24 protein-coding genes are annotated in these 25,748 nt (G+C 66.1%); 7 read left to right on the top strand and 17 right to left on the bottom strand.

Annotated elements, in window-relative coordinates; all coding sequences use genetic code 11:
• Nucleotides 1–35: 35 nt before the first annotated feature.
• From BLQ28_RS08710 to BLQ28_RS08700, 3 genes are read right to left on the bottom strand one after another with little or no spacing between them, the layout of a single operon-like run.
• Nucleotides 36–422: a DUF4345 family protein gene (locus BLQ28_RS08710; RefSeq protein ID WP_093238412.1), complete on the bottom strand. Its 387-nt coding sequence runs from the start codon at nucleotides 420–422 to the stop codon at nucleotides 36–38.
• Between the two features lies 1 nt (nucleotide 423).
• Entirely contained in the window at nucleotides 424–1,269 is an 846-nt protein-coding gene (locus tag BLQ28_RS08705) for an SIR2 family NAD-dependent protein deacylase (RefSeq protein WP_093238410.1), read from the bottom strand.
• Nucleotides 1,266–2,177, bottom strand: a complete 912-nt coding sequence (locus tag BLQ28_RS08700; RefSeq protein ID WP_093238409.1) for a LysR substrate-binding domain-containing protein — start codon at nucleotides 2,175–2,177, stop codon at nucleotides 1,266–1,268. Before BLQ28_RS08700 ends, BLQ28_RS08705 begins: the two co-directional genes overlap by 4 nt.
• 104 nt (nucleotides 2,178–2,281) lie before the next feature.
• Here BLQ28_RS08700 and BLQ28_RS08695 point away from each other — a divergent pair, with 104 nt between their 5' ends.
• Nucleotides 2,282–3,709, top strand: a complete 1,428-nt coding sequence (locus BLQ28_RS08695; protein ID WP_093238407.1) for an MFS transporter — start codon at nucleotides 2,282–2,284, stop codon at nucleotides 3,707–3,709.
• A gap of 34 nt (nucleotides 3,710–3,743) precedes the next feature.
• Here BLQ28_RS08695 and BLQ28_RS08690 read toward each other — a convergent pair whose 3' ends face one another.
• The gene (locus BLQ28_RS08690) at nucleotides 3,744–4,022 is read right to left on the bottom strand and encodes an HU family DNA-binding protein (RefSeq protein ID WP_093238406.1); all 279 of its coding nucleotides are present in this window, start codon (nucleotides 4,020–4,022) and stop codon (nucleotides 3,744–3,746) included.
• Nucleotides 4,023–4,233: 211 nt separating this feature from the next.
• On the opposite strand from BLQ28_RS08690, the gene BLQ28_RS08685 reads away from it, so the two are divergent.
• Complete coding sequence (locus BLQ28_RS08685) at nucleotides 4,234–4,794, top strand: hypothetical protein (protein WP_093238404.1); 561 nt, start codon at nucleotides 4,234–4,236, stop codon at nucleotides 4,792–4,794.
• Complete coding sequence (locus BLQ28_RS08680) at nucleotides 4,791–5,987, top strand: PrsW family intramembrane metalloprotease (RefSeq protein WP_093238403.1); 1,197 nt, start codon at nucleotides 4,791–4,793, stop codon at nucleotides 5,985–5,987. Before BLQ28_RS08685 ends, BLQ28_RS08680 begins: the two co-directional genes overlap by 4 nt.
• Nucleotides 5,988–6,023: 36 nt before the next feature.
• Here the strand turns inward: BLQ28_RS08680 and BLQ28_RS08675 are convergent, their stop codons facing one another.
• Nucleotides 6,024–6,650 (bottom strand): DUF938 domain-containing protein, encoded by a 627-nt coding sequence (locus BLQ28_RS08675; protein WP_093238401.1) that lies wholly within the window; start codon nucleotides 6,648–6,650, stop codon nucleotides 6,024–6,026.
• A 148-nt stretch (nucleotides 6,651–6,798) separates the two neighbouring features.
• On the opposite strand from BLQ28_RS08675, the gene BLQ28_RS08670 reads away from it, so the two are divergent.
• Complete coding sequence (locus tag BLQ28_RS08670) at nucleotides 6,799–7,155, top strand: hypothetical protein (RefSeq protein ID WP_093238400.1); 357 nt, start codon at nucleotides 6,799–6,801, stop codon at nucleotides 7,153–7,155.
• A gap of 144 nt (nucleotides 7,156–7,299) precedes the next feature.
• Here the strand turns inward: BLQ28_RS08670 and BLQ28_RS08665 are convergent, their stop codons facing one another.
• The 3 genes from BLQ28_RS08665 to BLQ28_RS08655 form a co-directional block, all read right to left on the bottom strand.
• A complete protein-coding gene (locus BLQ28_RS08665) occupies nucleotides 7,300–8,559 on the bottom strand; it encodes a porin (protein WP_093238398.1) in 1,260 nt (419 codons plus the stop codon).
• 475 nt (nucleotides 8,560–9,034) lie between these two features.
• A complete protein-coding gene (locus tag BLQ28_RS08660; protein WP_093238397.1) occupies nucleotides 9,035–9,700 on the bottom strand; it encodes a response regulator in 666 nt (221 codons plus the stop codon).
• Nucleotides 9,697–11,070 carry a cache domain-containing protein gene (locus BLQ28_RS08655; protein ID WP_093238395.1) on the bottom strand — a complete coding sequence of 458 codons (1,374 nt, stop codon included), beginning with the start codon at nucleotides 11,068–11,070 and terminating at the stop codon, nucleotides 9,697–9,699. Before BLQ28_RS08655 ends, BLQ28_RS08660 begins: the two co-directional genes overlap by 4 nt.
• 146 nt (nucleotides 11,071–11,216) lie before the next feature.
• Here BLQ28_RS08655 and BLQ28_RS08650 point away from each other — a divergent pair, with 146 nt between their 5' ends.
• Together BLQ28_RS08650 and BLQ28_RS08645 are read left to right on the top strand one after the other, a co-directional pair.
• On the top strand, nucleotides 11,217–11,960 hold the full coding sequence (locus BLQ28_RS08650; RefSeq protein WP_093238393.1) for a LysM peptidoglycan-binding domain-containing protein: 744 nt from the start codon (nucleotides 11,217–11,219) through the stop codon (nucleotides 11,958–11,960).
• A complete protein-coding gene (locus tag BLQ28_RS08645) occupies nucleotides 11,951–12,367 on the top strand; it encodes a hypothetical protein (protein ID WP_093238392.1) in 417 nt (138 codons plus the stop codon). The genes BLQ28_RS08650 and BLQ28_RS08645 overlap by 10 nt, the downstream gene beginning before the upstream one ends.
• Before the next feature lie 22 nt (nucleotides 12,368–12,389).
• On the opposite strand, the gene BLQ28_RS08640 is transcribed toward BLQ28_RS08645, so the two are convergent.
• Both BLQ28_RS08640 and BLQ28_RS08635 read right to left on the bottom strand, forming a co-directional pair.
• Nucleotides 12,390–13,277: a transporter substrate-binding domain-containing protein gene (locus BLQ28_RS08640; protein ID WP_093238390.1), complete on the bottom strand. Its 888-nt coding sequence runs from the start codon at nucleotides 13,275–13,277 to the stop codon at nucleotides 12,390–12,392.
• A 5-nt stretch (nucleotides 13,278–13,282) separates the two neighbouring features.
• Complete coding sequence (locus BLQ28_RS08635) at nucleotides 13,283–14,650, bottom strand: aspartate aminotransferase family protein (RefSeq protein ID WP_093238389.1); 1,368 nt, start codon at nucleotides 14,648–14,650, stop codon at nucleotides 13,283–13,285.
• Between the two features lie 171 nt (nucleotides 14,651–14,821).
• Here BLQ28_RS08635 and BLQ28_RS08630 point away from each other — a divergent pair, with 171 nt between their 5' ends.
• Entirely contained in the window at nucleotides 14,822–15,721 is a 900-nt protein-coding gene (locus tag BLQ28_RS08630) for a LysR family transcriptional regulator (RefSeq protein ID WP_093238387.1), read from the top strand.
• 27 nt (nucleotides 15,722–15,748) lie between these two features.
• Here BLQ28_RS08630 and BLQ28_RS08625 read toward each other — a convergent pair whose 3' ends face one another.
• The 7 genes from BLQ28_RS08625 to BLQ28_RS08595 form a co-directional block, all read right to left on the bottom strand.
• On the bottom strand, nucleotides 15,749–16,627 hold the full coding sequence (locus BLQ28_RS08625; protein WP_218121910.1) for a DUF4272 domain-containing protein: 879 nt from the start codon (nucleotides 16,625–16,627) through the stop codon (nucleotides 15,749–15,751).
• Between the two features lie 40 nt (nucleotides 16,628–16,667).
• Complete coding sequence (locus BLQ28_RS08620; protein WP_256327228.1) at nucleotides 16,668–17,954, bottom strand: MFS transporter; 1,287 nt, start codon at nucleotides 17,952–17,954, stop codon at nucleotides 16,668–16,670.
• 109 nt (nucleotides 17,955–18,063) lie between these two features.
• Entirely contained in the window at nucleotides 18,064–19,002 is a 939-nt protein-coding gene (locus tag BLQ28_RS08615) for a DedA family protein/thiosulfate sulfurtransferase GlpE (RefSeq protein WP_093238386.1), read from the bottom strand.
• A gap of 208 nt (nucleotides 19,003–19,210) precedes the next feature.
• Nucleotides 19,211–20,587: a heavy metal sensor histidine kinase gene (locus tag BLQ28_RS08610; protein ID WP_093238385.1), complete on the bottom strand. Its 1,377-nt coding sequence runs from the start codon at nucleotides 20,585–20,587 to the stop codon at nucleotides 19,211–19,213.
• A complete protein-coding gene (locus BLQ28_RS08605; protein WP_093238383.1) occupies nucleotides 20,584–21,303 on the bottom strand; it encodes a heavy metal response regulator transcription factor in 720 nt (239 codons plus the stop codon). Before BLQ28_RS08605 ends, BLQ28_RS08610 begins: the two co-directional genes overlap by 4 nt.
• 42 nt (nucleotides 21,304–21,345) lie before the next feature.
• Nucleotides 21,346–24,516 carry an efflux RND transporter permease subunit gene (locus BLQ28_RS08600; protein ID WP_093238382.1) on the bottom strand — a complete coding sequence of 1,057 codons (3,171 nt, stop codon included), beginning with the start codon at nucleotides 24,514–24,516 and terminating at the stop codon, nucleotides 21,346–21,348.
• A complete protein-coding gene (locus BLQ28_RS08595) occupies nucleotides 24,513–25,745 on the bottom strand; it encodes an efflux RND transporter periplasmic adaptor subunit (RefSeq protein WP_093238381.1) in 1,233 nt (410 codons plus the stop codon). Before BLQ28_RS08595 ends, BLQ28_RS08600 begins: the two co-directional genes overlap by 4 nt.
• Nucleotides 25,746–25,748: the final 3 nt, after the last annotated feature.

The raw sequence follows: 25,748 nt of genomic DNA, 5'->3' as shown, positions 1-25,748 counted from the left end.
GACGTGGGCGGACTCTAGCGCGAGTCTGGGGCCTGCTAGTAGCGTGCGTAGTGAGCACCGGCCATCACGAAAGGAATAAGAAGCTCGGGAATCAGGTACCCCAACCAGACAGCCGCAGGCTTGGGAAGGCCCACCTTTCTGATGGACAACAAGCGCCCGCAGCCAGCAAGCAACACACCGAGTGCAAGGAGATAGACAAGATCGCCTTGCTGGCGGATCGTGAACGCAGCCCAGAGGCAGATGAGGCCTGTCGACAGATAGACCTCGGCCATGAACCTGTGCACGTTGTCGTTGCGCGGCGAGGTTTCAGGCTGCCCCAGGTACATCTGGAGACTGCCGCCAAAAATGGCGATGGCGGCCACCAAGAACAAGCATATCTGGACGACAACCTGGCTGGCGCTGAGCGGGACTTCAGATGACATGTCAGTGCTCCAATGCATTCGCAAGAAGACTCAAGGCTCTCATCGCCCCCATCGGGAGCGCGACATCGCGTGAGGTCGGGACATCAAACTCGCGGGGGTTGATGCGAATCAGCCGACCATCGAATCGCCCCACGACGTTGTGACTGAAGGATCTGACCGATGGGATTGCCGTACCCGCACCGATTTCAATCACCACAGGACGGCGCACCGAGGCCAACCACGCATGCATCCGTGTCGCCTGCGCCTGTTCGCGGCCTTCTCGCCATTCGAAGTCGCTGAACATCATGACGTTCGGTCGGGCCAAGCCTGCGCAACGAGGACATGCGGGAGAAAGACTGAGCAGCCGACACTCCGCTTCGTCTACTTCGGGAATGAAGTCGTCCGCGCTCCATATCTGCTGGCCGCAAGGTTTCGCGCATTGCAGATGATGAATCGACCCATGGCACTCGTAGATGGCATCTTCGGAAAATCCTGCTTTCTGAAAGTGCCCATCGACGTTGCTCGTGAAAACGCTATAACCCTTTTCCATCTTTTCTCCCCACGACTTGAGCAGTGCAAAGCCATCGTGCGGTCGCGTCTTGCGGTAGAGGTTGAGCCGGTGCCCGTAGAAGCCCCAGGCCGTCACCGGGTCGTTCCGGAATGCTTCGGGTGAAGCGATGTCATGGAAAGAAATCTTCGACCGGGCCAAGGCCGGGTAGGCGCTCCAGAATCCCGCCCCTCCCCGAAAATCCGGGAGACCAGAATCCACCCCCATACCGGCACCGGCGCCAATGATCAAGGCGTCAGCCTCGGCAAGTAGAACCGCAGCCGCGTCAATCGATTTGAGCGTGTCTGAGTCAATCGTCATTGCCCTGCCTCCTTGAGCATCCACTCGCGAAACGCGAGCACGCGCACATCGTCGCTGCTGTCCTCCGGACAGACAAGGTGGTAGGCGTAAGGCTGCGCCACCGGCACGCCGATGTCGAACAGCCTCACCAGCCGGCCCTGCGCCAGATCGATCGCGATCATGTCCAGGTCGGCCAGGCCCACGGCGCCGCTTTCAATGACCGCCTGCACCACGAAGCCTGAATCGGAGAACGCCACACACCGGCTGTCGTCGAAATCGGCGATACCGGCAGCGGCCATCCACATGCGCCAGTTGGGCCAGACCATGCCGTCGGTCTTCCAGTCCACGTAGCACAGCGTGTGCTGCAACAGGTCGCGCGGCGCCTGCAGGCCGGGGCCGGTTTCGAGCAGCTTCGGGCTGCAGACCGGCACGATCACCGTGTCGAACAACCGGTCGGATCGCGCGTGCTCGTGCGTGCCGGTGCCGAAGCGGATCGCGACATCGATGTCGTCCATGTCGAAACTCCGAAGCTCGTCGCTGATGTCGAAGCTCAGTTCCAGGCCCGGGTTCTCGGCGCGGAACCGGGGAAGCCTGGGCAGCAGCCAGTTGGTCGCGAACCTCGCACTCAGCGAAATGCGCAGGTGCGCGGCGCTGCGCGTCATGCGCCGGGCGCGGCCGGCTGCGCGCTGCAAGGTATCCAGCGCATCGGCCGTTGCCTCGAACATCAGCGCGCCCGCCGGCGTGAGCTGGATGGTGCGGCTGGTGCGCGTGAACAGCACCACGCCCAGCTGGTCTTCGATCTCCTTGATCTGGTAGCTGACCGCCGCTGGCGTCAGCCCGACCTCATCGGCCGCACGCGTGAAGTTCAGGTGCCGCGCGGCCGCCTCGAAGGTCCGGAGTGCGCGCGTTCCCGGCAGCATGCGGTTCATCGATCTTCAAGCTCCATTTGATGGTTCGTCGAGAACTACTCGTTTCCCAACGCCTTCGCCCCCGGGAATGATCGTGCGGATTGACAACGATGGAGTGAATATAAATGTCAGCCAGCTCGACCCCGTGCGAAGAGCGCACGGCCGGCGGGGCCTTGGGCCGCCCCGTGGACCCCCATGAAAACGCCCTGCACTGGCCCGCGCGCCTGTGGGTCGCGCTGCTCATCTTCAGCGGCGTGATTCTGCTGGACGGGCTCGACATCTCGATGATTGCCGTCGCGATCCCCGAGATACAGCACGAGTTCGGCATCAGCGCGGGCACCGCGCAATGGTTTGTCGGCGCCTACATCCTGGCGTTCGGCAGCTTTCTGTTGCTCGGCGGGCGATGTGCCGACCTGTTCGGACGGCGGCGCGTGCTGGTGACCGGGCTGGCCGTGTTCGCGCTGGTGTCGGTGTTCGGCGTGTTCGCCGACAACGCGTTCCTGCTCATCGTCTCGCGCTTCATCAAGGGCATGGCCGCAGGGTTCACCGGGCCGGCCGCCATGTCGCTGCTGGCCACCACCTTTGCCGAAGGACCGCACCGCAACAAGGCCTTCGGCATCTTCAATCTCTTCGAGGCGTCGGGCTACTCCTCGGGTTTGCTGATCGGAGGCCTGCTCGCGGCGATGAACTGGCGCTACATCTTCATCCTGCCGATCCCGGTGGCCGTGCTGCTGCTGTTGGCCGCCTTGCGCTTTCTGCCACCGGACCCGCCGCGCACCGAACGGCTGCGGCTGGACATCGGCGGCGCGTTGACGCTGGTTGCGGGAACGCTGTTGCTGGTCTTCACCGTGGTCTCTGCGGAAGAGGCCGGCTGGGTGTCGCTGCGAACCCTCGGCGGGTTCGCCCTGTCCATGCTGTTGCTCGTTGGCTTCGTCGTCATCGAGCGCAATGCGAAGCAGCCGCTGATCCGGCTGGACATCTTTCGCAACCGGGGCCTGGTGGCCGCCAACGTCAGTGCCGCGCTCTTGTACGGCGGCGCGATGGGCTTTCAGTTTCTGATTGCGTTGTACCTGCAGAACCTGCAAGGCTGGACGCCATGGCAGATGGCGCTGGTGCTGCTGCCGGCGGGGCTGATGGTGGTCGTCATCGGGCCGAAGATCGGCGCGCTCATCGGCAGGTTCGGCGTCAACCGGGTGCTGCTGGTCGGGCTCTCGGCCTTCGTGCCCTGCTACCTGCTGATGCTGCGCATCGGGCCCGAGCCGGACCTGTGGGGCGTGCTGCTGCCCGCGTCGGTGTTGTGGGGCGTGGGCTTTGCGCTGAGCATCTCGGCGTTGATGGTGGCCGGTACCAACGGCGTGGCCGACGAAGAGCAAGGGCTCGCCGCCGGCCTGCTCAACAGCTCGCTGCAGGTGGGCGGGGCCTGCGGCCTCGCGGTGGTCACCGCAGCGATCCTGCCCGGCACACAACTGTCGATGCTGTATGCGGGCGTGGCGGTCATCCTGGCGTTTGCCGTGCTGACCCTGCTTGCGCAGCTGATCCGCGCAAAAGCATGAGGGGCCGCGGCAACGCGGATGCCGCCAGGAACGATCAGGCCGCGTTGACCGCGTCCTTCAGCGCCTTGCCGGCGGTGAACTTGGGGGCCTTGCTGGCCTTGATGGTCATCGGCTCGCCGGTCGACGGGTTGCGGCCGGAGCGCTCGGGGCGGCTTGCCACGGCGAAGGTGCCGAAGCCGATCAGTTGCACCGTTTCGCCACGCGCCAGGGCGCCCGACAGGTTTTCGATGGCGGCGTCGAGCGCGCGGGCGGCATCGGCCTTGCTGAGGTTGGTGTCCGTGGCGATGGCGGCGATGAGTTCGGTCTTGTTCAAAACGAGGAGTTCTTTCTTCAATGGAAGGGTTGTCGAGAGGATTCGGTGCGCATGGCGCGCGCCGGCACCGAATTTAAACGCCCGCGGCACCGTATCGGCGGGCGCAGGCGTTTCAAAACTGAAACATCGTGATTGATGACCGGGCCTTGCCGTGCTCGGACCGGGCCTCGGCCAAGGCAGCGCGCTCGCGCCCGTGTGGCACGATCGACGGATGCTCGAGCCGTCACGCCGTATCCCGTACCGCACCTGGCCGGGTGCGCTCGCGGTCCTGCTCGCCATTGCGGGCTATGTGGGCGGCCTGACATTCTGGGACCGCCACACGCCCGGCAGTCGCCCATTGGACGCAGGGCAGACGGTGGCCGTCGGCCAGGCCCGGTTCGTGCCCGCCGAAGGATGGCAGATGGACGTGTCGCGCTCGAAGGCCGGCAAGTCTTTGCTGCTGCTCAAGGGAGGGCACAAATTCCTCGTGAACACATGGCCGTGGGCCGGCGGACCCGACGGGCCCCTCGTGCGGCAGCAACGGCTCATGGAGCGCGGCCAGGGCTTGCAGATCGACGGCGATGTGTCCGACTTCGTCACCGGCTGGGGACTGCAGGGCAAGACTTTCGCCTACTACGGATCGAAGCTGGGCGGCCGGTTCTGGCAAGTGGTGGACCAGCGGCGCCGGTCGCTGGTGCAGATCGACTTCTACGGCCCCAACGACGGCTTGAGCGATGCGCTGGACGACGCACGGCGCATGCTCGACTCGATGGACTTGGAGGCACCGCAATGAGTGGTTCGGACGTTTTCGAGCAAGAACGGAGCGCGTGGCCCGTCGGCACCGATTCATTTTTCCAGCCGCGCCGCGCGGCCTTCTGGCTGCTGGCGGCGCTGATCGTCAATGGCCTGTTCTACATCGTCAGCATGCTCGCGACGGGGTTCCGCGTGGTGCCCATCACCGTGCTGCTGGGGCTGCTGGTGTGGGGCGGCTACACGCTCGCGTTTCTTCTTGTCTTTCGCACGCTGGATCTGCTCGAACAGCATTCCCCGGAGGCGTTCGTGCTGGCCTTTGCGTGGGGCGGCCTCGGCGCGGTCTACTTCGCCGCGCCTGCCAACATCGCCATCCAGAGCCTGTGCGCCAAGCTGGTGTCGCCCGACTTCGTTGCGGTCTGGGGGCCGGCGGTGGCGGGACCGATCACCGAAGAGTTCCTGAAGCTCGCGGGCGTCATCCTGGTGGTGATGATTGCCCGCAACCAGTTCCAGACCTACCTCTCGGTGCTCATCGTCGGCGCCATGACGGGCCTGGGTTTTCAGGTGATCGAAAACCTGAGCTACACCGTCAACGCCTCCATCCACTTTCCGCTCGAGAACCAGGTCTACCCCGTGTTTCTCAACCTGCTCACGCGCGGGCTGCTGAGCGGACTGTGGAGCCACGCGGCCTACACGGCCGTCGCATCATTCGGCGTCGCCTGGTTCCTGCTGCACCCCGAGCGCCGCATGGTGACAAGGCTCGCTTGCGCCTTCCTGTGCTTCGCGCTGGCGTGGGCCATGCACTTCATATGGAACTCGCCCTTTCTCGAAGACCTCTTCGACGACGGCTACGGCGAGATGGCGCTGCTGCTCGTCGTCAAGGGCGTCCCCGTGCTGATCGCGGCCGGGCTCTTCTGGCGGGCCGCCGCGCGCGAGAACGGCGCCTACCTGCATGCGCTTGCGGCCTACTTCGTGCCCGAGCGCGACCTGATCCGCGACGACGAATGGGTCCGCCTGGGCGCGCCTTTGCAACGCTACAAGGTCCGCATGGAAATAGGCTGGACCTTCGGCCTGCGCGCAAGGCGCCTGAAGCGGCGGATGCAGCACGAGCAACTGCGGCTGATCCGCAAGGCCATGACCTATGGCCGCGGCCCGCAAACGCTGCCGCATGAAATCGCGGTGAGGCGCCTGCGTGCCGAACTGGAGCCGCTGATCCAGCCTCAGCCCCAGGCCTGAGGCAGTCGACGGGACCGACATCCGGTCCATGGTGAATCAGTGACGCGCGAAGACCAGCAGCAGGTTGTTCGCGGGCATCGCGTGGCGCTCTTGCAGCGTCACGCCTGCCCGGGCCGCTTCCGCGGCCACGTCTTCCAGACGGCGAATTCCCCAAGCCGGGTTCCGGGCGCGCAAGTCTTCGTCGAACGCCAGGTTGCTTGGGGCCGGCGGGACTTCTTCTTCGAAGTACGGCCCGTACGTGATCAGCAATCCGCCGACACGCAGATGCCGCGCGGCTCCTTGCATCAGGGCCGCGCATGTCGCCCACGGCGCGATGTGCAGCATGTTGGCGCAGTAGATTGCGTCGAACTTTTCTTCGCTCTCTGTGAACGCGAAACCTTGTGATGGCCACCGAGGCGCCATCACGTCGAGCAGCAGCGGCGGCCGGAGATTGGGCAGCGCGGCTTCCGCGACACGGCTTGCAATGGCGGGGAGCATGCGGGCGTCTGCGTCGGTAGGTTGCCAAGTCCAATCAGGCATCGCCGATGCGAACCAGGCTGCGTGCTGGCCTGTGCCCGATGCGATCTCCAACGCGGCGCCCTGCTTGCCGAGGATGCGGGTCAGCGCTTCAAGGATGGGCTGCTTGTTGCGATCGGCGGCGGCGCTGTGGGGAAGGTCGTGCATCGTGGCTGTGTATGGATGAGGCTGTTCGAAGGGTAGCAGGGCGAAGCTGCTTGAGCAGGTGCCGGCCTGCACATGGCCGAACGCCCTCACCCCATTGCCGGATACCATCCGTCGCGACGCAAACTCCCGCCACAACCCAACCGACGAAATGCGACACGTCATCTACTACGCGCTGATGCTCCTCCTGGCCTTCGTCTGCTACCGGTACGGGCAGAATCTTCTTCGCAAGGGACCTCGCGACGAGAACGGCGAGCTGGTCAAGGGGCCGCTGGGTCCGGTGGGTTTCCTGATGTGCGCGGGCATCGCTTGCGCCCTGCTTTTCTTCATGCTGCGCGCACTGGTTCGCCGCGAGATCCAGTGCCTCGGCAAGGGCTGCCAGGGCCAGCTCTACACCATGGCCGCGAATGCGGCGGAGTACTGGTCCAACATGTTCTTCCTGCTGTGGATGGTGGTGGGCCTCGGCTATGCGCTCTACCTGACGCTCAAGATCTGGTTCCGGCACTAGCGGCGCCACGAGGCAACGGCCCAAAGGAATGAGCGCCAAGAAAAAAGGCCCGCGCAATGCGCGGGCCGAAAAGGGAACTTACCTCTAGCACCCTTGGAGAAACCCTGGATTCCGCAGCGCATCGCGCTGCGGAATCGGCCATGGCTAGAACGCGTGGCGCAAGCCCAGGTCGTAGCCCGTCGAGGTCTTCGGCGTGAACGCGCTGCCGCCGACGAAAGACGGGCCCCCAACCGTGAGCGCGGCACCGTTCTTGTTGCTGATGCGCGCGACAGTGGCATAGAGCGCCGTGCGCTTCGACAGGTTGTGAACGTAGCCGATGGCCAGCTTGTTGGCCTTCGGATCGCCTGCTGTCGCACCGAAGGGAAGACCCACCGGAGTGTTGAGGTCGTACTTGACCTGCGAATAGGAAGCCCGGATCAGGCCCGCACCCACCGGCACCTTGACGCCGACCAGATAGCCCGTGAGATCGGTGTCCGGAACGCCGCCGCCGAAAGGCGTGGTGGCGTACTTGCGCGAACTCGTGGCGCGCGACAGTTCGCCGAACAGCTGGGCCGGCCCGAAGTCGTACGAGGCACCGAGGTTCAGGGTCTTCACCGAATCGGTGGTGCCGACATAGAAGCTGTCCGCGGTCGTGCTGTTTCCATAAGACAGGGCCACGTCGAAGGGACCGTTGGCATAACCGACGCGGCCGCCGATGTACCGGCCGGCCCGCACCGTCGCGACCGTGCCCGGATTGAGCCCACCCGCGGCGTTGAGGCCCGGCGGCGTCGTGGAGCCCGGGTCGTACTTGGTGTTCTCGTTGATCGCATACATCAGCTGGCCGTAGAAGCCGCCGAGATTCGGTGGAAAGAAATAGCCGATGGAATTGCTGGCACGGTTGTAGTTGAGGTCGCCGCCGAATCCGCCGGGGCCGCCTCGCGTATTGGTATTGAGCGCCGTGAAGATCAGGCTGCGGCCGACGCCGACGATGCCGAAGGGATCGAACACGATGTCGTTCCAGGCCGTGGGAACGTAATCGCGCCCGAGGCGCAACTCGCCGAATCCCCCCGACAGGCTGACCGTGGAACGGCGCTGGAAGGTGGCGATGCCCGTGCTGCCGTCGTCAGGCGAAATCGGGGCCTCGAGCCAGAAGCTGGCCGCCATTCCGCCGCCCAGATCTTCCGTGCCGCGAAAGCCGAGCCGGCTCGATGCGTAGTTGCCATTGCTCAGGGCAGTGCGGCTGGCCGTGCGAGAACCCTGGTTCAGGTAGAACGGATTCAGCAACGTCCCCCGGTTCATGTCCTGCGACTTGGACGAATAGCTGCTGACGCCGACATCCACGACACCAAACATGGTCACGGATGTTTGTGCATTGGCCAGTCCGATGCCGGACAGCGTTGCTACGGCGATGAACGTTCTTTTCATTGCGGATCCCGAATTGAAGGTTTGATTCATGTGTCCTCGGCGGGGGCTTCGGACACTTGTTTCGGATCTCATGGCGCTCCTCTCCGGGCGTCCATGAAATCCGGATGCGCGCTGGAATTTCAGGTTTTCTGCCTGCATTGATTTCCGGGCATCTGCGGTGAATCATCTCCTTCGGTTTTATTTTTCGGATTACATCTTTCGCACCTTCAAATTACATATTTGCCATCTCGGATATTTGTCTTTCGAATCGAATCGGGCGCATTTCGGGCGCACGAAATTTGAAAGACTGATGACGGCCTTATTCGAAGAAGGGGAAAGAGATGCGAAAGCGCCGCCGCAAGAGAAAGCATCTCTTCGGAAGCGGCAATGAACCGGGAAGATGGAGACAGGAAAAGACGTCCCGCCCATCTCTCGCGACGGAGACGGGTATCGCCCCAAGATGGGCGCGCGAACAAGCGCGAATGGTCAGCGCAACTCAGCGCCGTTCGAATTCCCGCGCATGCTCCACCGCGTACTTGATCAACTCGGCCTGCCCTTCGATGCCCAGCCGCCGCTTGATGCTTTGCCGATGCGCTTCCACCGTGCGCACGCTCAGGCCCAGGTCGCGCGCAATCTGCTTGCTCGATTCGCCGCGGCCCAGCGCGGTGAGGATCTCGCTCTCGCGCGGCGTGAGCAGCGGCCTCGGTTCCTGGTTGCGAAACAGCTTCTTCGACACGGCCGGGCTCAGGAAGGTGCCGCCGGCCGACACGGCCTCGATGGCAGCAACGATCTCGGCGGCCGGCGCGTCTTTCAGCACATAGCCGCGCGCGCCCACCTGCAGAGCCTTCTGCACGTACTCGGGGTTGTCGTACATGCTGAGCATCACGATGTGCGGCGCGGGCTGGCGTTGCAGCAGCAGCGCCGCAAGGTCGATGCCGTTCATGTCCTTCATGCCCACGTCCATCAGCAGCAGGTCGGGCCGCACGGTGCCGACCAGCGCAAGCGCTTCGGCGGCGCTGCCGGCCTCGCCGACGATCTCCAGGTTGGGCATGGTGCTGAGCCGGGCGCGCAGGCCGTCGCGCACCAGCGGATGGTCGTCCACCAGGAACAGGCGGATCACTGCCGGCCCTGCCAATGCATCTTTGGCTGTCGTCGCTGTCATGTGGTTTCGGGCTTCGCGCTGCGGGCCGGCACCTCGGCCAGGATGGACGTGCGGCCTTCGTTGGAACACATCGTGAGCCGGCCGCCGATGGACTCCATGCGCTCGCGCATGTTGCGCAGGCCGATGCCGCGCCGGGGGTCGAGCTGCACGGCCTCGATGTCGAAGCCGATGCCGTCGTCGCTCACTTCGAGCCGCACGCCCTCTTCTTCGTCGAAGCCCAGCGCCACGTGCACGTGGCGGGCCTGCGCGTGCTTGCGCACGTTGGTCAGCGCCTCTTGCGTCAGGCGAAAGAGCGCGGTCTTGACTTCGGGCGACAGCTCGAAGGCTTCGCCCTGCCGCATGATGGACGCGTCGGCACCGCCCTCTTCCCTGAACTCGTCGACCAGCCGCTCCAGTGCTGCGGGCAGACCCAGTGTGTCGAGCAGCGCGGGGCGCAGCCGATGCGAGATGCGGCGCACCTCGAGCAACGAATCGTTGAGCCGCTGCAGCGCCTTGCCGAGCGCGGGCGGCGTGGGCTGCTGCTGGCGATCGAGCGATTCGACGGCCGATTCGATCAGCAGCTTGGCCGACACCAGCGTCTGGCTGGTGCCGTCGTGCAGCTCGCGCGCAAGGTGGCCGCGTTCTTCTTCCTGCGACTGCACCACGCGCCGCGCGAGCAGACGCAGCTTGGCCTCTGCCGTGCGGTGCTCGCTCAGGTTGAGCAGCAGGCCGGCGGCACTGACCACGCCCAGGCACAGCGCGGCAATGCCGGCGATCCACAGCAGCGTGGCGGTGACGTTGGCGTTCATCTGCCGGTCGAGGGTGTCCATGGTCGACTGGATGTCGTCCAGGTACAGGCCGGTGCCGACCATCCAGTTCCAGCGCGGCATGGCGGTCACGTAACCGAGCTTGGGCGCCATCTGCGCGCTCGACGGCTTGCGCCATTCGTACTCGACGTAGCCACCGCCGTTTTCTTTCGCGCTCTTGATCAGCTCCTGGATGGTGTAGCGGCCGCGCGAGTCACGCAGCCCCCAGAGGTTCTGTCCGACCAGCTCGGGCTGGCGCGAATGCATGAGCGAATTGCCCTCCAGGTCGTAGACGAAGAAGTAGCCGTCGTCGCCGTAGTTGAGCGCGGCCAACCGGCGCAGAGCTTCGTTGCGGGTGGCCTCGTCGTCCTGGCCAGATTCATAGAGCGGGAGCAGGTTGCTCACCGCCAGGTCGACATAGCTGCGCAGCTCGCTGCGGCGCTGGGCCATGTAGCTGCGCTCGATGAGCGCGCGCTCGCGCTGCGCAAGGTCGTGCTCCTGGTGGCGCACCGCCAGGGCCACCAGCACCAATGCGACGAGCAGAGGTGCCACGGCAAGCGCAACGATCTTGGTGCGGAGGTTCATCGGGGGCAAGGCTACCACCGGGGTTGAAAGGGGGAATCCGGGCCATCGATTCGCGGAAAAATTCCATGCGGATGACGTTGGGTGACAGTGTGCGGCGGCGGATCGACCTAAAACACGGACACATCAATAAAGCAGGGAGGAAATGCATGAGCAAGACACGCGAGCAAGCGACATCCGAGCCGGACACTTCGGGCTGGGAGCGCAGCATCGACAAGGCAGACAACGAATGGGACAGCCACGACTGCGATGTCCGTGAAGCCGTTCATGAATACGACATGCATCTCTCCCAGACACCAGGTTATGTCCCTCTGGATTGGAAAATGGTGAAGGCCATTCTCTGGGTGGAAACAGGCGCAAAGCGGGCGCAGTGGAAGACCCGCCCGATGCAGATCGGCAACACCGGTGATCCCGGCCTCCAGGCGCTGCTGGGTAACAGCGACGGTGGCGAGCTGATCCTGCCGCCGTCGTACCGCAGGAGTCTGTCGATCGATGGTGTCAGGCGCACGCCGATACACAACATCCGTGCCGGCATTGGCTATCTGCTGTTGCGCATGACCAATTTTTCCTTTCAAAGCGTATTGGATGCAGACACCCGGACCTATGACGTCGCTGTCAGGAGTGGTGACAACCTGAGCAGCATCGCTCGGGCACAGGGCAGCACGCCGGAAGTCATGAAGAAGCTCAATCCGTCAGCGCACGTGCTCCGGCCCGGTGATGTCTTGCGCTATCAGAAGGCCTCCATCCAAAGGGTCATCACCGGCTGGAAGCCCATCACCGCATCGGGTGTGGCGGCCTACTACAACGCGGGCGGTGACGCGGTCTATGCGAAAAAACTGAGCTATGCGTTGGCCGCCGTGCGCAGACAAGCGGAGGCCGCCGCATGCAAGTAGGCAAATGTGCTGCGCTGTGCCTTCTGGCATTCGCCTGCTCGGCCGGAGCTGCTGGCGCCTTCAAGGGCACATTCAGCGGCACTGGCAGAGCGTGCAATGGCACGCTTCATGTGCGCAGCCAGACCATCGAATGGAAGTCGAGCTTCAGCACCTGCAGGCGCAGCGCCTATGAGGTGCTGGAAACCAGCCAGGCCGATGGCAGGCAGAGGATGGCCTTTCGCCTCAAGGCCGGTGGCAGCAAGTGCCTGTACGAGGTGCTCGCCCTTGAACAGGTGGATGGCACGGATTGGACTGCTGACGGCTATCCGTCGCTCGAGGCGTTCCGCAAGAAAGACCTGCCCGACTGGCGCGACTCGCCCTTGCCAGAGCGGCTCGTGCTCGAATGCCCGATGACCAGGCTCGACTGATCCCGCACCGACGCATGTCCGCCTACCGGTCTTCGTAGGCCTCCGCCGGCCGGTCGTTCGGCGATAGAAACGCTGCCTTCAGCGAATCGCTCAGCGGAATGTTGATGACCGCGTTCTTCGGCGGAATCGGCGCCATGAACCACTTGGCGTACAGCTTCTCCAGCGCACCCGAGGCCGCGGCGCCGGCGAGGTAGCCGTCGACGGCGCTCTTGAAGGCGCGGTCGTCCTTGCGCAGCATGATGGCGATGGGCTCGATGCCCAGCGGCTTGCCCACGATCCTGAAGTCGGCCGGATTGCGGGCGTTGGCGATGTTGCCGGCCAGGGTGTTGTCGTCCATCGCGAAGGCATCGGCCCGGCCGCTTTCCAGCAGCAGGAAGCTTTCCGCGTGGTCCTTGGCCAGCACCACGGTGATGCCGAAGCTCCTGTCCTGTTCGAGCTTGCGCAGCCGCTGGACCAGCGTGGTGCCGGTGGTCGTCACCACGGTCTTGCCCTTGAGCTGCTCGACGGACGTGATGCCGCTGGCAGCCCGCACGGCAAAGCGCGCTTCGGTGATGTAGGTCGTGTTGGCAAACGCGGCCTGCTGCTGGCGCGCGGCATTGTTGGTGGTGGAGCCGCACTCGATGTCGATGGTGCCGTTCTGCAGCAGCGGCAGGCGGTTCTGCGAGGTCACGGCCATCTGCCGGATGGCAACGCCGGGCAGCAGCTTCGACAGCGTCTGCTCGCACAGCTCGACGTGGTAGCCCACGTAGGTGGTGCCCAGCGAGTACGACAGTGGCGGCGATGCCTCCCGCACACCCATGGTGATCGTGCCTGCCGCCCTTGCCTTGGCCAGCGTGCCGTTGTCCTGCGCGCCGGCGCTTGCGAAAGCAAGGGCCAGCACGGCGCCGAGAAGAAGGGGCCTGGTCGTCATGGCGTTCAGTTGCTCGTTGCGACGGGCTCGGACACCTTCGCGGCCACAGGGATCGCGGGCGCGGGCCGGGCGATCTCGTCGAGGCTTTCGCGCAGCGCGCGGTCGAGGATGGCGGTGGCGCGATCGATCTCTTCATTGCTCACCGTGAGCGGCGGCGCAATGCGCCAGACCGAGCCGCGCTCGGGCCGGCGTCGGATGTTCATGCTCAGGCCCAGCTCGAAGCACTTCTTCGTCGTGCGGGCGCCGAGCTCGTGGTACGGCAGGCGCGATTCGCGGTCCTGCACCAGTTCCACGCCCAGCAGCAGGCCTTCGCCGCGCACATCGCCGATGGCCTCGTAACGCTTCTGCATGTCGAGCAGCTGGCCGCGCAGGTAGGCACCCGTGGTGCGGGCGCGCTCGATCAGGCCTTCCTGGCGGATGGTTTCGAGAACGGCCAGGCCCACGGTGGCGGGCAACGGGTCGGAGACGTGGCTCGTGTAGAAGGTGAAGCCCTTCTCGAACACGTCCTGCTCGATCTTCGGGCTGGTGACGGTCGCGGCCAGCGGCAGGCCGCCGCCCATGGTCTTCGAGACCGACATGATGTCCGGCACCACGCCGTAGAAGTCCGACGCGGTGCGATGGCCGATGCGGCCGAAGGCGGTTTGCGCCTCGTCGAAGATCAGCAGCATGCCGCGCTCGTCCGCCGCCTTGCGCAGTGCCTGCATGTACGACCGGGGCGGCACCAGCACGCCGCCGGCGCTGATGATGGGCTCGATGATGATGGCCGCACGGCGGCCGGTCGATGCCATGTCGTACATCTTCAGGCCCAGTTCGAGGCAGGTCAGCGCCGACTCTTCGGCCGACATGCCCTTGATGTAGGGCCGGTAGGCATTCGGCTCGGGCATGACGAACACACCGGGTACATGCACGCCATAGCCCTTGCGGTCGCTGGCGAACGACACGGCACTGGTGCCGCCCGTCACGCCGTGCCACGAGCCGCCCACGGCCAAAATCTCAAAGCCGCCCGTGTACATCTTCGCCATGCGAAGCGCCACCTCGTTGCTCTCGGAGCCGGTGTTCACGAAGATCGACTTGGTGAGCGGCGCGGGCATCCAGTCGGTCGCCATCTTCTGCGCGAGTTCGGCGACGACCTCGGGGATCATGCCGCTGAACATGTGGAAGGCCTTTTCGCCCGCTTCGTGCACCGCGCGCACGATGGCCGGGTGGTTGTGGCCGATGGTGGCGCACATCTGGCCCGAGGTGAAGTCGAGGATCTCGCGGCCGGTGTCGTCGATCACGATGGCGCCCCGGGCACTGCGGAACAGGTTGGGGAACGTGTCGCCGCCGTAGCGAACCATGTATTGCCTTGCCGCCGCACGAAGTTGCTCGCTCATGATCGAATCCTTGAGGTTGTGAAGAGAGGATTCGTGAATGGTCGCGAGCAGCGGGCCTGCGGTCCAATGTCGAGTTTGCATCCGGCCGCAATGCGCGGCACGCATGGGCGATGCGAAAAACGAATGGGCACACGGCTTGCAATCCGCGTGTGCCAAGGAGCAGATCTCGCGATGGACACTCGTTGGTTTCAGGACTTCGTGACGCTGGCCGAAGTGCAGAACTTCACCCGCGCGGCGGAGATGCGCAACGTGTCGCAGGCCGCGTTCAGCCGCCGCATCCAGGCGCTGGAGCAATGGTTGGGCGCCAAGCTGATCGACCGGGCTGCGTTCCCGACACGGCTCACACCCGCGGGCGAACGCTTTCGCAAGGTGGCGACCGGCTTGCTGAACCAGATCGCCGACGCCAGGGCCGAGATCGGCGACGCGCCATCGCGCAACCACGTGCGGATCGCCTCAACCTATGCGCTGGTCAGCACGCGGCTGCCGGTCTGGTGGCCGCGGTGGTCGGAAGAAGGCGACATCACCTGCAGCCTGGAGGTGGGCAACGTGCACGACACGGTGTCCGCATTCAACGCGGGCTCGGCCGACATCCTCATCGGCTTTCACCAGGCGGCGCATCCGGTGCAGCTCGACATGGCGCGCTTCGACCGGCATGAACTCGGCGTTGAAAAGGTGCGGCCGTATGCGTCGCGTGCGCTGGCCGATTCGGACCGGCTCGCGCTGCCGGGCACGCATGCCAAGCCGGTACCGCTGCTCATGTATTCGCCCAGCGGCTACTTCGCACGCGTGGTCGATTCGGCCATCGAGCAGTCGTCCCAGCCGCTGGTGGGTTATCGCGCCTTCGAGGCCGAGATGACGGACGTTCTGGGCGACCTGGCTTCGCAGGGCATGGGCATCGCATGGCTGCCCGACAGCTCTTTCGTTTCAGGCCGGCTCGCGGACCTCGTGCCCGTAGGCGACGGCACCTGGGACGTGGAAGTGAGCATCGTGGCCTACCGGTCGCGGGTCAACGCACGGGGCGTGGTCGGGCGGCTGTGGGAGCGCATCTGCACCGCCCCTGGTGCGCTTTGAGGGCGAACCCCTTTCCTTCGGATCGCGTCAGGTGTCGGTGGGCACATCGTCCCAGTTGTCGCCATACCCGACCATCCAGCTCAGCGCATAGCGCCGCTCGATGACGATGCCGGCGTCAAGGCCCGGGGGCACGGGCTGGCGGCGCAGCTGGGCGTCGCGCACATGCCAGTGCTCGTCGAGCAGGCGGCCTTCTTCGTCTTCCACCGCGACCGCCGGGCGCAGTGCCGCGCTCGCGATGAAGTCGGCTGGCGATTGCATGGCCCGCCGGAGCATCGGGTTCGACCAGCTTGTGCTGCGCTCGTTGGACGGCGGCATCGCGGGCAAGCCGCCAAGGGCCCAGATCATCGGCACCATGGCCTCCGCACGCCAGCCGAGGTTCGTGAAGTCCTGCTGCGGCGGGCGCTGCGCATGAAAGATGAAGTCGTGCTCCTTGGGAGAAAGAAACGCGGTGATGCCGTGCGCCTTGGCCCAGGCGATGCCTTCCTGCGCGATCTCTTCGCGGGTGTTGGCGCGCCACACCACGGCGACCAGTGCCAGCAGCCGCTGCGCGACCTGCTCCGCGGTGCGGGGCACGCGCTGTTCGTCGTCCTCATCCCCGGTGTCGTCGGGCGGGTTCAGCAACGCGTGTAGCGAACGCGCAATGATGGCCTCGCGCTGTTCGGGTGCCTTCCGGTACGCGTGAAAAGCAAGGTAAAGGGGCCATTGCCAGGTGCGGCCGCTGCCGTCGGCCCACACCACGCGCGCGCGGGTCTGGTCGCCGTACCAGATCGCGCGGGCGCGTACCCTGGTGGCCTGCGGCACGTGGTGCTTCACGGCCGCGACGCAATGCTTGCTGAACGCGATCATTCCTTTCTTGAAGGCATCGCGTTCGTTCTGCCGGTCCCACCAGCGGCGAAAGAAATTCATGGCGCGCAGTCTAAGCGCGGGGCCATCACGGCCCTGTCGTTCAGCGCCCCGACGTGGCGGTGGCTGGTGCTGTGCGGCCGATGAATTCGGTCCCGTAGTACAGCAGCGCCACGGTCACGAAGCCGCCGCCGAGCAGGCACAAGCCCGTCCAGCCGTGGAAGGCGTACACCGCCGCCGCGATGCCCGAAGCGATTGCCGCGCAGATGAAGATGAAGGTCATGAACAGGCCGTTGAGGCGGCCGCGCAACTCGGGCGCCAGCATGAACAGGCTGCGGAAGTTGAGCACCTGGCACAGCTGGACCGCGCCGTCGAGCAGGATGCCCGCCGCGACCAGCCCGGCCAGCGAATGGAAGTGCATCGACACGCCCCCCAGCACGAAGGACAGCAGCGCGACCACGATGGCCGCGCCGGTGGCGGGCCGCGTCAGTCCCCGGTCGGCCAGCCGGCCCGCGACCGGCGCCAGCAGCGCGCCCGCCGCACCGGCCAATGCGAACAGGCCGATGCCGCCCTGCCCCATGCCGAACTCATGCACCAGCGCCAATGGCACGGCCGTCCAGAAAGCCTGGAAGGCCGCGAACATCATTCCCTGGTACAGGCCGCGGCGACGCAGCAGCGGCGTGTTCCACACGATGCCGGGCAGCGAGGCCATGGTGCGCGCGTAGCCCACCGACGCATGCGCGTGCCGTTGCGGCAGCACGCGCCACAGCACGACGATGAGCGAGGCCATGAGCACGGCCGATATCCAGAACACGGCGCGCCAGCCCAGGCTGGCCGCCACCACGCTCGCGAAGGGCCGTGCCAGCATGATCCCGCCGAGCAGGCCGGCCATGATGTTGCCGACGACCTTGCCGCGCGTGGCCTCGGGGGCGAGGTGCGAGGCGAAGGGCAGCAGCACCTGCGCCGCCACGGCGCACGCGCCCACCACGAAAGACGCCGCCAGGAAGGTGACGGCCGAGCCCGACAGCGCGATGCCCACCAGCCCGATCACCGCGCCGAACAGCGCGCCGACGATCAGGCGCCGGTTCTCGACCACGTCGGCCAGCGGCACCAGCAGCAGCAGGCCGGCGCCGTAGCCGAGCTGGGTCAGCGTCATGATCAAACCGGCCAGGCCCGCGTGCAGCTGCAGCGTGTCGGAGATGGGGCCGATGAGCGGTTGGGCGTAGTAGATGTTGGCCACGCACAGGCCGCAGGCGACAGCGAAGACCAGTGTGAGTGCGGGCGACAGGCCGGTGATGTGGCCGGCGTCGTTGGCCGCCTTCGAGGCATGGGCCTCGTCGGCTCGGGCCACTTGCGCGGCATCGGGAAAGGGAGCGTCGGGAAGTGGCACGGAGAGCCTCTGTAGCGGGCGATGGCTCTCTCTGAAAAAGAGAAAGAGGACCAAGGGTTAACCCGGGGCGGGCACCTTAGCACGGCAGGCCGATTCCTGCAGGCGCCGGTCAATGCAGGCTGGTGGGGCGGCCCGAAGCCACCCAGGCGTCGAGCCCGCCGGTCAACGGCAGGGCGCGCCGGGCGCCGCGTGCCAGCAGTACGCGCGCGGCCTGTGCGGCCGACACCTCGTTGGGACAGTTGCAGTACAGCACCACGTCGCGGTCGGGGTCGAGCGTCAGGTCGAGCGTGCGCTGTTGCAGCGCCTTGAGCGTGTACGGCAACGCGCCCGGAATACGGCGCGGATCGACCTGTATGCCGGCCTTGCCGCGCACGTCGATGATGATCGGCGGCTGCTCGCCGCTCAGCAGCTCGTGCAGCTCGTCGACGCTGATGCGCGGCATGCCGGTCAGCCGCCTGAAGGCCACGCGACGCCAGTAGCGCACCGCCAGGAACACCACCAGCAGCACCGCCAGCGCGGCCGTGGCGATGCCGCCGGCCTGCGCCATGACGGCCAGCACTTCCTGGATCTGGTTGCGAAAGAGCCAGCCCAGGCCGAGGAACAACCCCGTCCAGACCAGCGCGGCACCCACGTCGAAGCCGATGAAGCGCCGCACCGACATGCCCAGCGCACCGGCCATCGGCGGTGCCACCACCGACACGCCCGGCACGAACTTGGCCGCCACCAGCGACAGGCCACCCCAGTCGGTGATGAGCGATTCGCCGCGCCGCACGCACGAGTCGGGCGACAGCGAGATGCGGCACAGCAGCCGCATGAAGCGATAGCCGAAGCGGCGGCCGGCATAGAACCAGGCACCGTCGCCCAGCAGGTTGGCGACCACCGCGGCGAGCACCACGCCGGCCACCGACACGTCGCCCGCCGCCAGCAAGGCCCCTGTGACGACCAGCACGGCGGCGGCCGGCACTGGCAGCCCGAGGCGGGCGGCAAAGCTCGCGGCAAACACCACCAGGATGGCGTTCTGCACCAGCAGCGACATCAGCTGTGCCATGACAGCCTTTCGGTCGGGCCGATGAAGAGAGCTTGCAAACGAGGTAGGGGGTTCATGCCACCCGCGATTCTCCAGCATGGCCCAAGAACGTACCGCCCCACGGGCATTCGCGAGATGCAAAAAGACCAGCCTTGCCGGGGCCTGCGGCATCGCTTCCCGGCAAGAGGTGTTCGGCCGTCACATGCAATGCGAAAGCCCGGGCAGCGCGTTAATGCGCAACGCTGAAGCCGAAGGTATTCATCCCGTCCGCACTCGACGCGCACACCTGCCCGCCATGCATGCTCGCCACCGCCTTTACGATGGCCAGCCCCAGGCCGTGGCCGTGGTGCTCGCCGCCGTCGTTGCGCGCGGCATCGACGCGATAGAAGCGGTCGAACAGATGCTGCAGATGCTGCTCGTCGATGGGCGCGCCGGGGTTCGACACGGTGATCCAGGTCGCGGCCATCTCTTCGCGCAGGGTGACGGTGATCTGCGCGCCCGGCTTCGAGTGCTCGATGGCGTTCTGCAGCAGGTTCGACATGGCACGGCGGAACAGCGCGCTTTCGAGTCGCGCCTCGGCCAGCACACCGCCTTCGATGCTGACCTGCGTGCGGGTCTCGTCGAGCACGAACTCGAAGAACTCGATGGTCTTGCGCACCTCCTGCGCCACCGGCGTGAGCATCAGTCCGGTGGCCACCTCGCCGCGGTCGGCGCGCGCAAGGAAGAGCATGTCGTTGACGATGGAGCGCACCCGTTCCAGGTCTTCCAGGTTGGCCTGCAGCACCTCCTGGAACTCGCCCGCGCTGCGCTGGCGCGACAGCGCCACCTGCGTGCTGCCGATCAGGTTGGCCAGCGGCGTGCGCAGCTCGTGGGCCACGTCGGCATTGAACGATTCGAGCTGGCCGTAGGCTTCCTCGAGGCGGCTCAGCGCGCCGTTGAAGGCTTCGGCCAAAGCGGAAAGCTCCACGGGAAGCGGCTCCGCGCGCAGCCGCTGCGACAGCGTCTTGGGCCGCAGCGCCTGCGCTTCCTTCGACAGCCGCTCCAGCGGCCGCAGGCCCACGCGCGCGATCCAGTAGCCGGCAAAGGCCACCACCAGCACCGCACCCAGGCCGAGCGCGACCAGTGCGGTCAGGAAGGCCTGGCGCGTTCGCGCATAAGGCTCGGTGTTGTGCCCGACGATCAGCCGCACGGCCGGCCGCTGCTCGTTGGCATCGATGTGCACCGACAGCGTACGGAACGGCCGCTCCTGCCCCGGCAGCTCGATGATGCTGGTGTGGCCGTTGGCCTCCCGCGTGAGGCCATCGATCTCGGCCAATCCCTTGCCGTACTGGAAGCGTGGGTCGTCGCTGAGCACCCAGAAGCGCACGCTGCCGTCGGCGGGCGTGAGCGCGTCCATGCGCGCCTGCACGCGCGACCAGCGCTCGGGCGTGCCGATGGCCTTGATCCAGAACTGCAGGTTCTTGAGCGTGGTGTCCAGTTCCTCGTACTGGTGCCGCTCCAGCTCGCGCGCCAGCACGTTGTGCAGCGCGACGCCCGCCAGCGCGAAGGTCGCGAGCGCCACGGCCGCGAACATGATCACCAGCCGGGCGGTGATGGAACGTTTCACGGGGCCTGGCCCTCTCCCTGGGTTTCCGCCTGCGCTTCGCGCACTTCCATCACATAGCCCATGCCCCGGATGGTGTGCAGCAGCTTCGGGCTGAAGGGCACGTCGATCTTGTCGCGCAGCCGCTTGATGGCGACCTCGACCACGTTGGTGTTGCTGTCGAAGTTCATGTCCCACACCAGCTCGGCGATGGCGGTCTTGGACAAAATTTCGCCCTGGCGCCGGGCCAGCACCGCGAGCAGCGCGAATTCCTTGGCCGTGAGGTCGATGCGCGTGTTGCCGCCACCGCCGCCACGAAAGGCCTTGCGCGCGAGCAGGTCGATCTGCAGGTCGGCAATGCGCAGCTGCATCGGCTCCTGCTTGCGGCCGCGCCGGTTCAGTGCCTGCAGGCGCGCCAGCAGTTCGAGAAAGGAAAAAGGCTTGATGAGGTAGTCGTCCGCACCTTCGTGCAGGCCCTTGATGCGGTCTTCGACCCGGTCGCGGGCGGTGAGCATGATGACCGGCGTCTGCTTGACGGCGCGCAGCGCACGCAACACAGAAAAGCCGTCCTGCCCCGGCAGCATTACGTCGAGCACGATCACGTCGTAATCGTGCGTGAGCGCCAGGTGCTGGCCGTCGATGCCGTTGTGCGCCATGTCGACCGCGCAGCCCTGCTCCGTCAGACCCTTCGAGAGGTAGTCCGCGGTTCTCAGTTCGTCTTCGACAATCAGGATCTTCATGGCGTTGCGATGTCTCTTGTCGCTCCGTTCAAACGGTACTCATCAGTGCGCCTCGACCACCGGCGGAGCTTCTCCAGCGCGCGCTGCCTTGCGGGCCTTGCGCGCTTCCTTGCGGCTCATATACCAGTAGTGCGCGCGGTCGAGGTACAGGTAGACCACCGGGGTCGTGAACAGCGTGAGCGCCTGCGAGAGTATCAGCCCGCCGACCATCGCATAGCCCAGCGGCCGGCGCAGTTCGGAGCCCGAGCCGTGGCCCAGCATCAGCGGCAGGCCCGACAGCAGCGCGCACATGGTCGTCATCATGATCGGGCGAAAGCGCAGCAGGCAGGCCTGGTAGATGGCGTCGTGCGGCGACAGCCCCTGCTCGCGCTCGGCCTTGAGCGCGAAGTCGATCATCATGATCCCGTTCTTCTTCACGATGCCGATCAGCAGGATGATGCCGATCAGCGCGATCACGCTCAGGTCGTAGCCCCCCGCCATCAGGATCAGCAATGCGCCCACGCCGGCCGAAGGCAGCGTCGAGAGAATCGTCAGCGGGTGGATGTAGCTCTCATACAGCAGGCCCAGCACGATGTACACCGCCACCAGCGCCGCCGCGATCAGGTAGGGCTGCGTGGCCAGCGAATCCTGGAAGGCCTGCGCCGTGCCCTGGAACGAACCGGTCAGCGACTGCGGCAGGCCCATCTCGGCCTGTGCCTTGTTGATGGCGTTCACCGCGTCGCCCAGCGCCGTGCCCGGTGCGAGGTTGAACGAGATCGTCACGGCCGGGAACTGCCCTTGGTGGCTGATCGAGAGGTACGCCGTCTTGCTGGTGTCCACCTTCACGAAGGTCGACAGCGGCACCTGCTGGCCCGTCAGCGGCGAACTCAGGTAGAGCTTGCTGAAGAGCGCCGGGTCTTGCTGCATCGCGGGCGTCACCTCCAGCACCACGTGGTAGCTGTTGAGCTGCGTGAAGTACTGCGCCACCTGGCGCTGGCCGATCGCGTCGTACAGCGTGGCGTCGATGGTGGCCGGCGAAATGCCGAAGCTCGACGCCCGGTCGCGGTCGATGGTCAGCACGGCCGACGCGGCCGCGTTCTGCTGGTCGGTCGCCAGGTCGGTCAGCTCGGGCAGCTGCTTGAAGCGCGCGAGCAGCTTCGGCGCCCAGGTGTTCAGCTCGTCCAGGTCGGCATCGGTCACCGTGTACTGGTACTGCGTGCGCGAGGCACGGCCGCCCACGCGGATGTCCTGCCCGGCCTGCAGGAACAGGTTCACGCCCTGCACCTTGGCCAGTTGCGGGCGCAGCCGCGTGATGATCTCGTCGGCGGTGGCCGTGCGGCCTTCGTCCTTGGGCTTCAGGCTGATGTAGAAGTTGCCGGTGTTGTAGGTCGACGAACTGCCGTTCATGCCGAAGCCCGTCACGTCGGGGTCTTTGCGCACCACGTCGGCCAGCTGGATCATGCGGGCGTTCATCGACGCGAAGGACGCGTCTTGCGCCGACTCGGCAAAGCCCGAGATGAAGCCCGTGTCCTGCTGCGGGAAGAAGCCCTTCGGAATGAACACAAAGAGCGCGGCCGTGGCCGCCACCGTGGCAATGAAGGTCATGAGCGTGATGAACTGGTGGTCGAGCACCACGTGCAGCCCGCGCTTGTAGCCGTTGAGCATGGCGTCGAAGCCGCGCTCGAACAACTGGTACAGGCGCCCGTGCCGGCTGCCGTGCTCGTTCTTGAGGAAGCGCGAGCACAGCATCGGCGTGAGCGTGAGCGAGATCACCACCGACACCACGATGGTCAGCGTCACCGTCACCGCGAACTCGCGGAACAGCCGGCCCACGATGCCGCCCATCAGCAGCAGCGGAATGAACACCGCCACCAGCGACACCGAGATCGAGATGATGGTGAAGCCGATCTCGCTCGCGCCCTTGTACGCGGCCTCCATGGCCGTCATGCCCTCTTCGACGTAGCGGTAGATGTTCTCCAGCATCACGATGGCGTCGTCCACCACGAAGCCGACCGCGATGGTCAGCGCCATCAGCGAGAGGTTGTCCAGGCTGTAGCCCAGCACGTACATCACGGCCACCGTGCCCAGCAGCGCGAGCGGCACCGTCACGCTGGGAATGAGCGTGGCCGGCACGTTGCGCAGGAACACGAAGATCACGGCCACCACCAACGCGATGGTCAGCAGCAGCGTGAACTCCACGTCCTTCACCGAGGCGCGAATGGTCTGCGTGCGGTCGATGATGGCGTTGACGTCCACCGTCGGCGGGATCGACGCCTTCAGCCGCGGCAGCGCAGCGTTGATGCGGTCGACCGTCTCGATCACGTTGGCGCCCGGCTGCTTGGTGATGGCCAGCACGATGGAGCGGCCGTTCTGCACGTTGCTGCCGGCCGGCGCTGCGGCACCGGCGTAGGCCCAGCCCGCGATCTTCGAGTTTTCGGGGCCGTCGACCGCCACGCCCAGGTCGCGCACGCGGATCGGCGCGCCGTTGCGGTAGGCCAGCACCACGTCGTTCCAGGGCTGCGCCTTGAGCAACTGGTCGTTGGTGTAGACGGTGAAGCTCTGGTTCGGCCCGTCGATGGTGCCCTTGGGCGCGTTGACGGTGGCCGACGACAGCACGGTGCGCACGTCTTCCAGGCTCAGGCCCAGCGCGGCGAGCTTGGCGGGATCGACCTGGATGCGCACGGCCGGCTTCTGCACGCCGCCGATGTTGACCAGGCCCACGCCCGATATCTGCGAGATCTGCTGCGCCAGGATGTTGTCGGCGTAGTCGTTCACCTCGGTCAGCGGCAGCGTCTTCGACTGCACCGAGAGGATCAGGATGGGCGCGTCGGCCGGGTTCACCTTGCGGAAGGTCGGCGGGCTCGGCAGGTTGGCCGGCAACTGGCCGGTGGAGGCGTTGATGGCGGCCTGCACGTCGAGCGCGGCGGCGTCGATGCTGCGGTCGAGGTCGAACTGCAGCGTGATCTGCGTGTTGCCCAGGCCGCTGGTCGAGGTCATCTGCGACAGGCCCGCGATCAGCGAGAACTGCCGCTCCAGCGGCTGCGCCACGTTGGAGGCCATGGTCTCCGGACTGGCGCCCGGCAGGCTGGCCGAAACCTGGATGGTCGGAAAGTCGACCTGCGGCAGCGGCGCCACCGGCAGCAGCGGAAACACGGCCGCGCCGACCAGCAGGATCGCCAGCGCCAGCAGCGTGGTGCCGATGGGGCGCTTGATGAAGGTGGCGGAAATGCTCAATTGCTGCTCCCGCTGGCGGGCTTCTTCGCATCGGCCCCTGCGCCTGCATTGCCCTTCTGCGCGGGCGGCGGTTCGATGACGGTGGCGCCGGGCTTGAGCTTGTACTGGCCGTCGACCACTACGCGCTGACCGGCAGAAAGGCCCTTGTCGATCACGGCCGTGCCGTCGGCGATCTGCACAACGTGCACCGGCACGTTGTTGACCTTGTTCTCCGCATCGACCACCCAGACGTAGGTGTTGTCCTGTCCGCGCTGCACGGCGGCGGCGGGCACGGTGAGCGAATCGGGCCGGCGGTCGAGCTGCAGCCGCACGTTGACGTACTGGCCGGGCCACAGCGTGTGCTGTGGGTTGGCAAAGCTGCCCTTGAGCTGCACGGTGCCGCTGGTGGTGTCGATCTGGTTGTTCAGCAGAATGAGCTTGCCGGTGCCCAGCATCTGGCTGCCGCTGCGGTCATAGGCCACCACCGACAGCGGCTGCGCGCTTTGCTGCTGCACGCGGTTGATGTCCTGCACCGCGTCTTCGGGCAGCGTGAACTGCACGGCGATGGGGTCGATCTGGTTGATGACGACCAGCCCGTTGGTGTCGGCCGCATGCACGATGTTGCCGGGGTCCACCAACCGCGCGCCGACACGCCCGTTCATGGGCGACGCGATGCGCGTGAAGCTCAGTTGCACCTCGGCGTACTGCACCTGCGCGGCGTCGTTCTGCACGGTGGCTTCGAGCTGGTTGACGAGCGCCTTCTGCGTGTCGACCTGCTGCTGTGTGGCTGCGTCCTGCGCGATCAGCGTGGTGTAGCGCTTGAGGTCGGCGCGCGCGTTGACCAGCGTGGCCTGGTCCTTGGCCCTGGTGGCCTGCGCCTGTGCAAGCTGCGCCTGCAGCGTGCGCGGGTCGAGCTGGGCCAGCAACTGGCCGGCCTTCACGTCCTGCCCTTCGACAAAACCGACCTTGTCGAGCTGGCCGTCGATGCGCGCCTTGACCGTGACCGTGGCCATCGAGGCGACGGTGCCGATGCCCGAGCGGTAGACCTGCACCTCCTGCTGCTTGACGTGCGTGGTGGTCACCTGCACCGGCGGGGTCTTGGGTGCTTCGGCCGTGGCGGCATGGACCGTGTGGTGGTTGACCGCCCAGATGCCGCCACCCAGCACGAGCACGAGCGTGGCGGCTGCGAGCCAGGTGGATCGGCGCTGGAAGAAAGCGGGGGCGGTGGTGGCTGCTGTGGTCGTCGTCATGGC

Source organism: Variovorax sp. EL159 (assembly GCF_900100965.1).
In the GTDB taxonomy this organism is placed as follows: Bacteria; Pseudomonadota; Gammaproteobacteria; order Burkholderiales; family Burkholderiaceae_C; genus Variovorax.
This window is presented reverse-complemented; position numbering and strand designations above follow the sequence as displayed.

What these genes read in the sequence shown, in the direction of transcription:
- BLQ28_RS08705 (WP_093238410.1), bottom strand. Translation starts at nt 1,269, where the DNA reads ATGACGATTGACTCAGACACGCTCAAATCGATTGACGCGGCTGCGGTT.
- BLQ28_RS08655 (WP_093238395.1), bottom strand. Translation starts at nt 11,070, where the DNA reads ATGAACCTCCGCACCAAGATCGTTGCGCTTGCCGTGGCACCTCTGCTC.
- BLQ28_RS08650 (WP_093238393.1), top strand. Translation starts at nt 11,217, where the DNA reads ATGAGCAAGACACGCGAGCAAGCGACATCCGAGCCGGACACTTCGGGC.
- BLQ28_RS08615 (WP_093238386.1), bottom strand. Translation starts at nt 19,002, where the DNA reads ATGGCACAGCTGATGTCGCTGCTGGTGCAGAACGCCATCCTGGTGGTG.
- BLQ28_RS08685 (WP_093238404.1), top strand. Translation starts at nt 4,234, where the DNA reads ATGCTCGAGCCGTCACGCCGTATCCCGTACCGCACCTGGCCGGGTGCG.
- BLQ28_RS08645 (WP_093238392.1), top strand. Translation starts at nt 11,951, where the DNA reads ATGCAAGTAGGCAAATGTGCTGCGCTGTGCCTTCTGGCATTCGCCTGC.
- BLQ28_RS08680 (WP_093238403.1), top strand. Translation starts at nt 4,791, where the DNA reads ATGAGTGGTTCGGACGTTTTCGAGCAAGAACGGAGCGCGTGGCCCGTC.
- BLQ28_RS08605 (WP_093238383.1), bottom strand. Translation starts at nt 21,303, where the DNA reads ATGAAGATCCTGATTGTCGAAGACGAACTGAGAACCGCGGACTACCTC.
- BLQ28_RS08660 (WP_093238397.1), bottom strand. Translation starts at nt 9,700, where the DNA reads ATGACAGCGACGACAGCCAAAGATGCATTGGCAGGGCCGGCAGTGATC.
- BLQ28_RS08625 (WP_218121910.1), bottom strand. Translation starts at nt 16,627, where the DNA reads ATGAATTTCTTTCGCCGCTGGTGGGACCGGCAGAACGAACGCGATGCC.
- BLQ28_RS08630 (WP_093238387.1), top strand. Translation starts at nt 14,822, where the DNA reads ATGGACACTCGTTGGTTTCAGGACTTCGTGACGCTGGCCGAAGTGCAG.
- BLQ28_RS08640 (WP_093238390.1), bottom strand. Translation starts at nt 13,277, where the DNA reads ATGACGACCAGGCCCCTTCTTCTCGGCGCCGTGCTGGCCCTTGCTTTC.
- BLQ28_RS08710 (WP_093238412.1), bottom strand. Translation starts at nt 422, where the DNA reads ATGTCATCTGAAGTCCCGCTCAGCGCCAGCCAGGTTGTCGTCCAGATA.
- BLQ28_RS08595 (WP_093238381.1), bottom strand. Translation starts at nt 25,745, where the DNA reads ATGACGACGACCACAGCAGCCACCACCGCCCCCGCTTTCTTCCAGCGC.
- BLQ28_RS08695 (WP_093238407.1), top strand. Translation starts at nt 2,282, where the DNA reads ATGTCAGCCAGCTCGACCCCGTGCGAAGAGCGCACGGCCGGCGGGGCC.
- BLQ28_RS08635 (WP_093238389.1), bottom strand. Translation starts at nt 14,650, where the DNA reads ATGAGCGAGCAACTTCGTGCGGCGGCAAGGCAATACATGGTTCGCTAC.
- BLQ28_RS08675 (WP_093238401.1), bottom strand. Translation starts at nt 6,650, where the DNA reads ATGCACGACCTTCCCCACAGCGCCGCCGCCGATCGCAACAAGCAGCCC.
- BLQ28_RS08665 (WP_093238398.1), bottom strand. Translation starts at nt 8,559, where the DNA reads ATGAAAAGAACGTTCATCGCCGTAGCAACGCTGTCCGGCATCGGACTG.
- BLQ28_RS08700 (WP_093238409.1), bottom strand. Translation starts at nt 2,177, where the DNA reads ATGAACCGCATGCTGCCGGGAACGCGCGCACTCCGGACCTTCGAGGCG.
- BLQ28_RS08670 (WP_093238400.1), top strand. Translation starts at nt 6,799, where the DNA reads ATGCGACACGTCATCTACTACGCGCTGATGCTCCTCCTGGCCTTCGTC.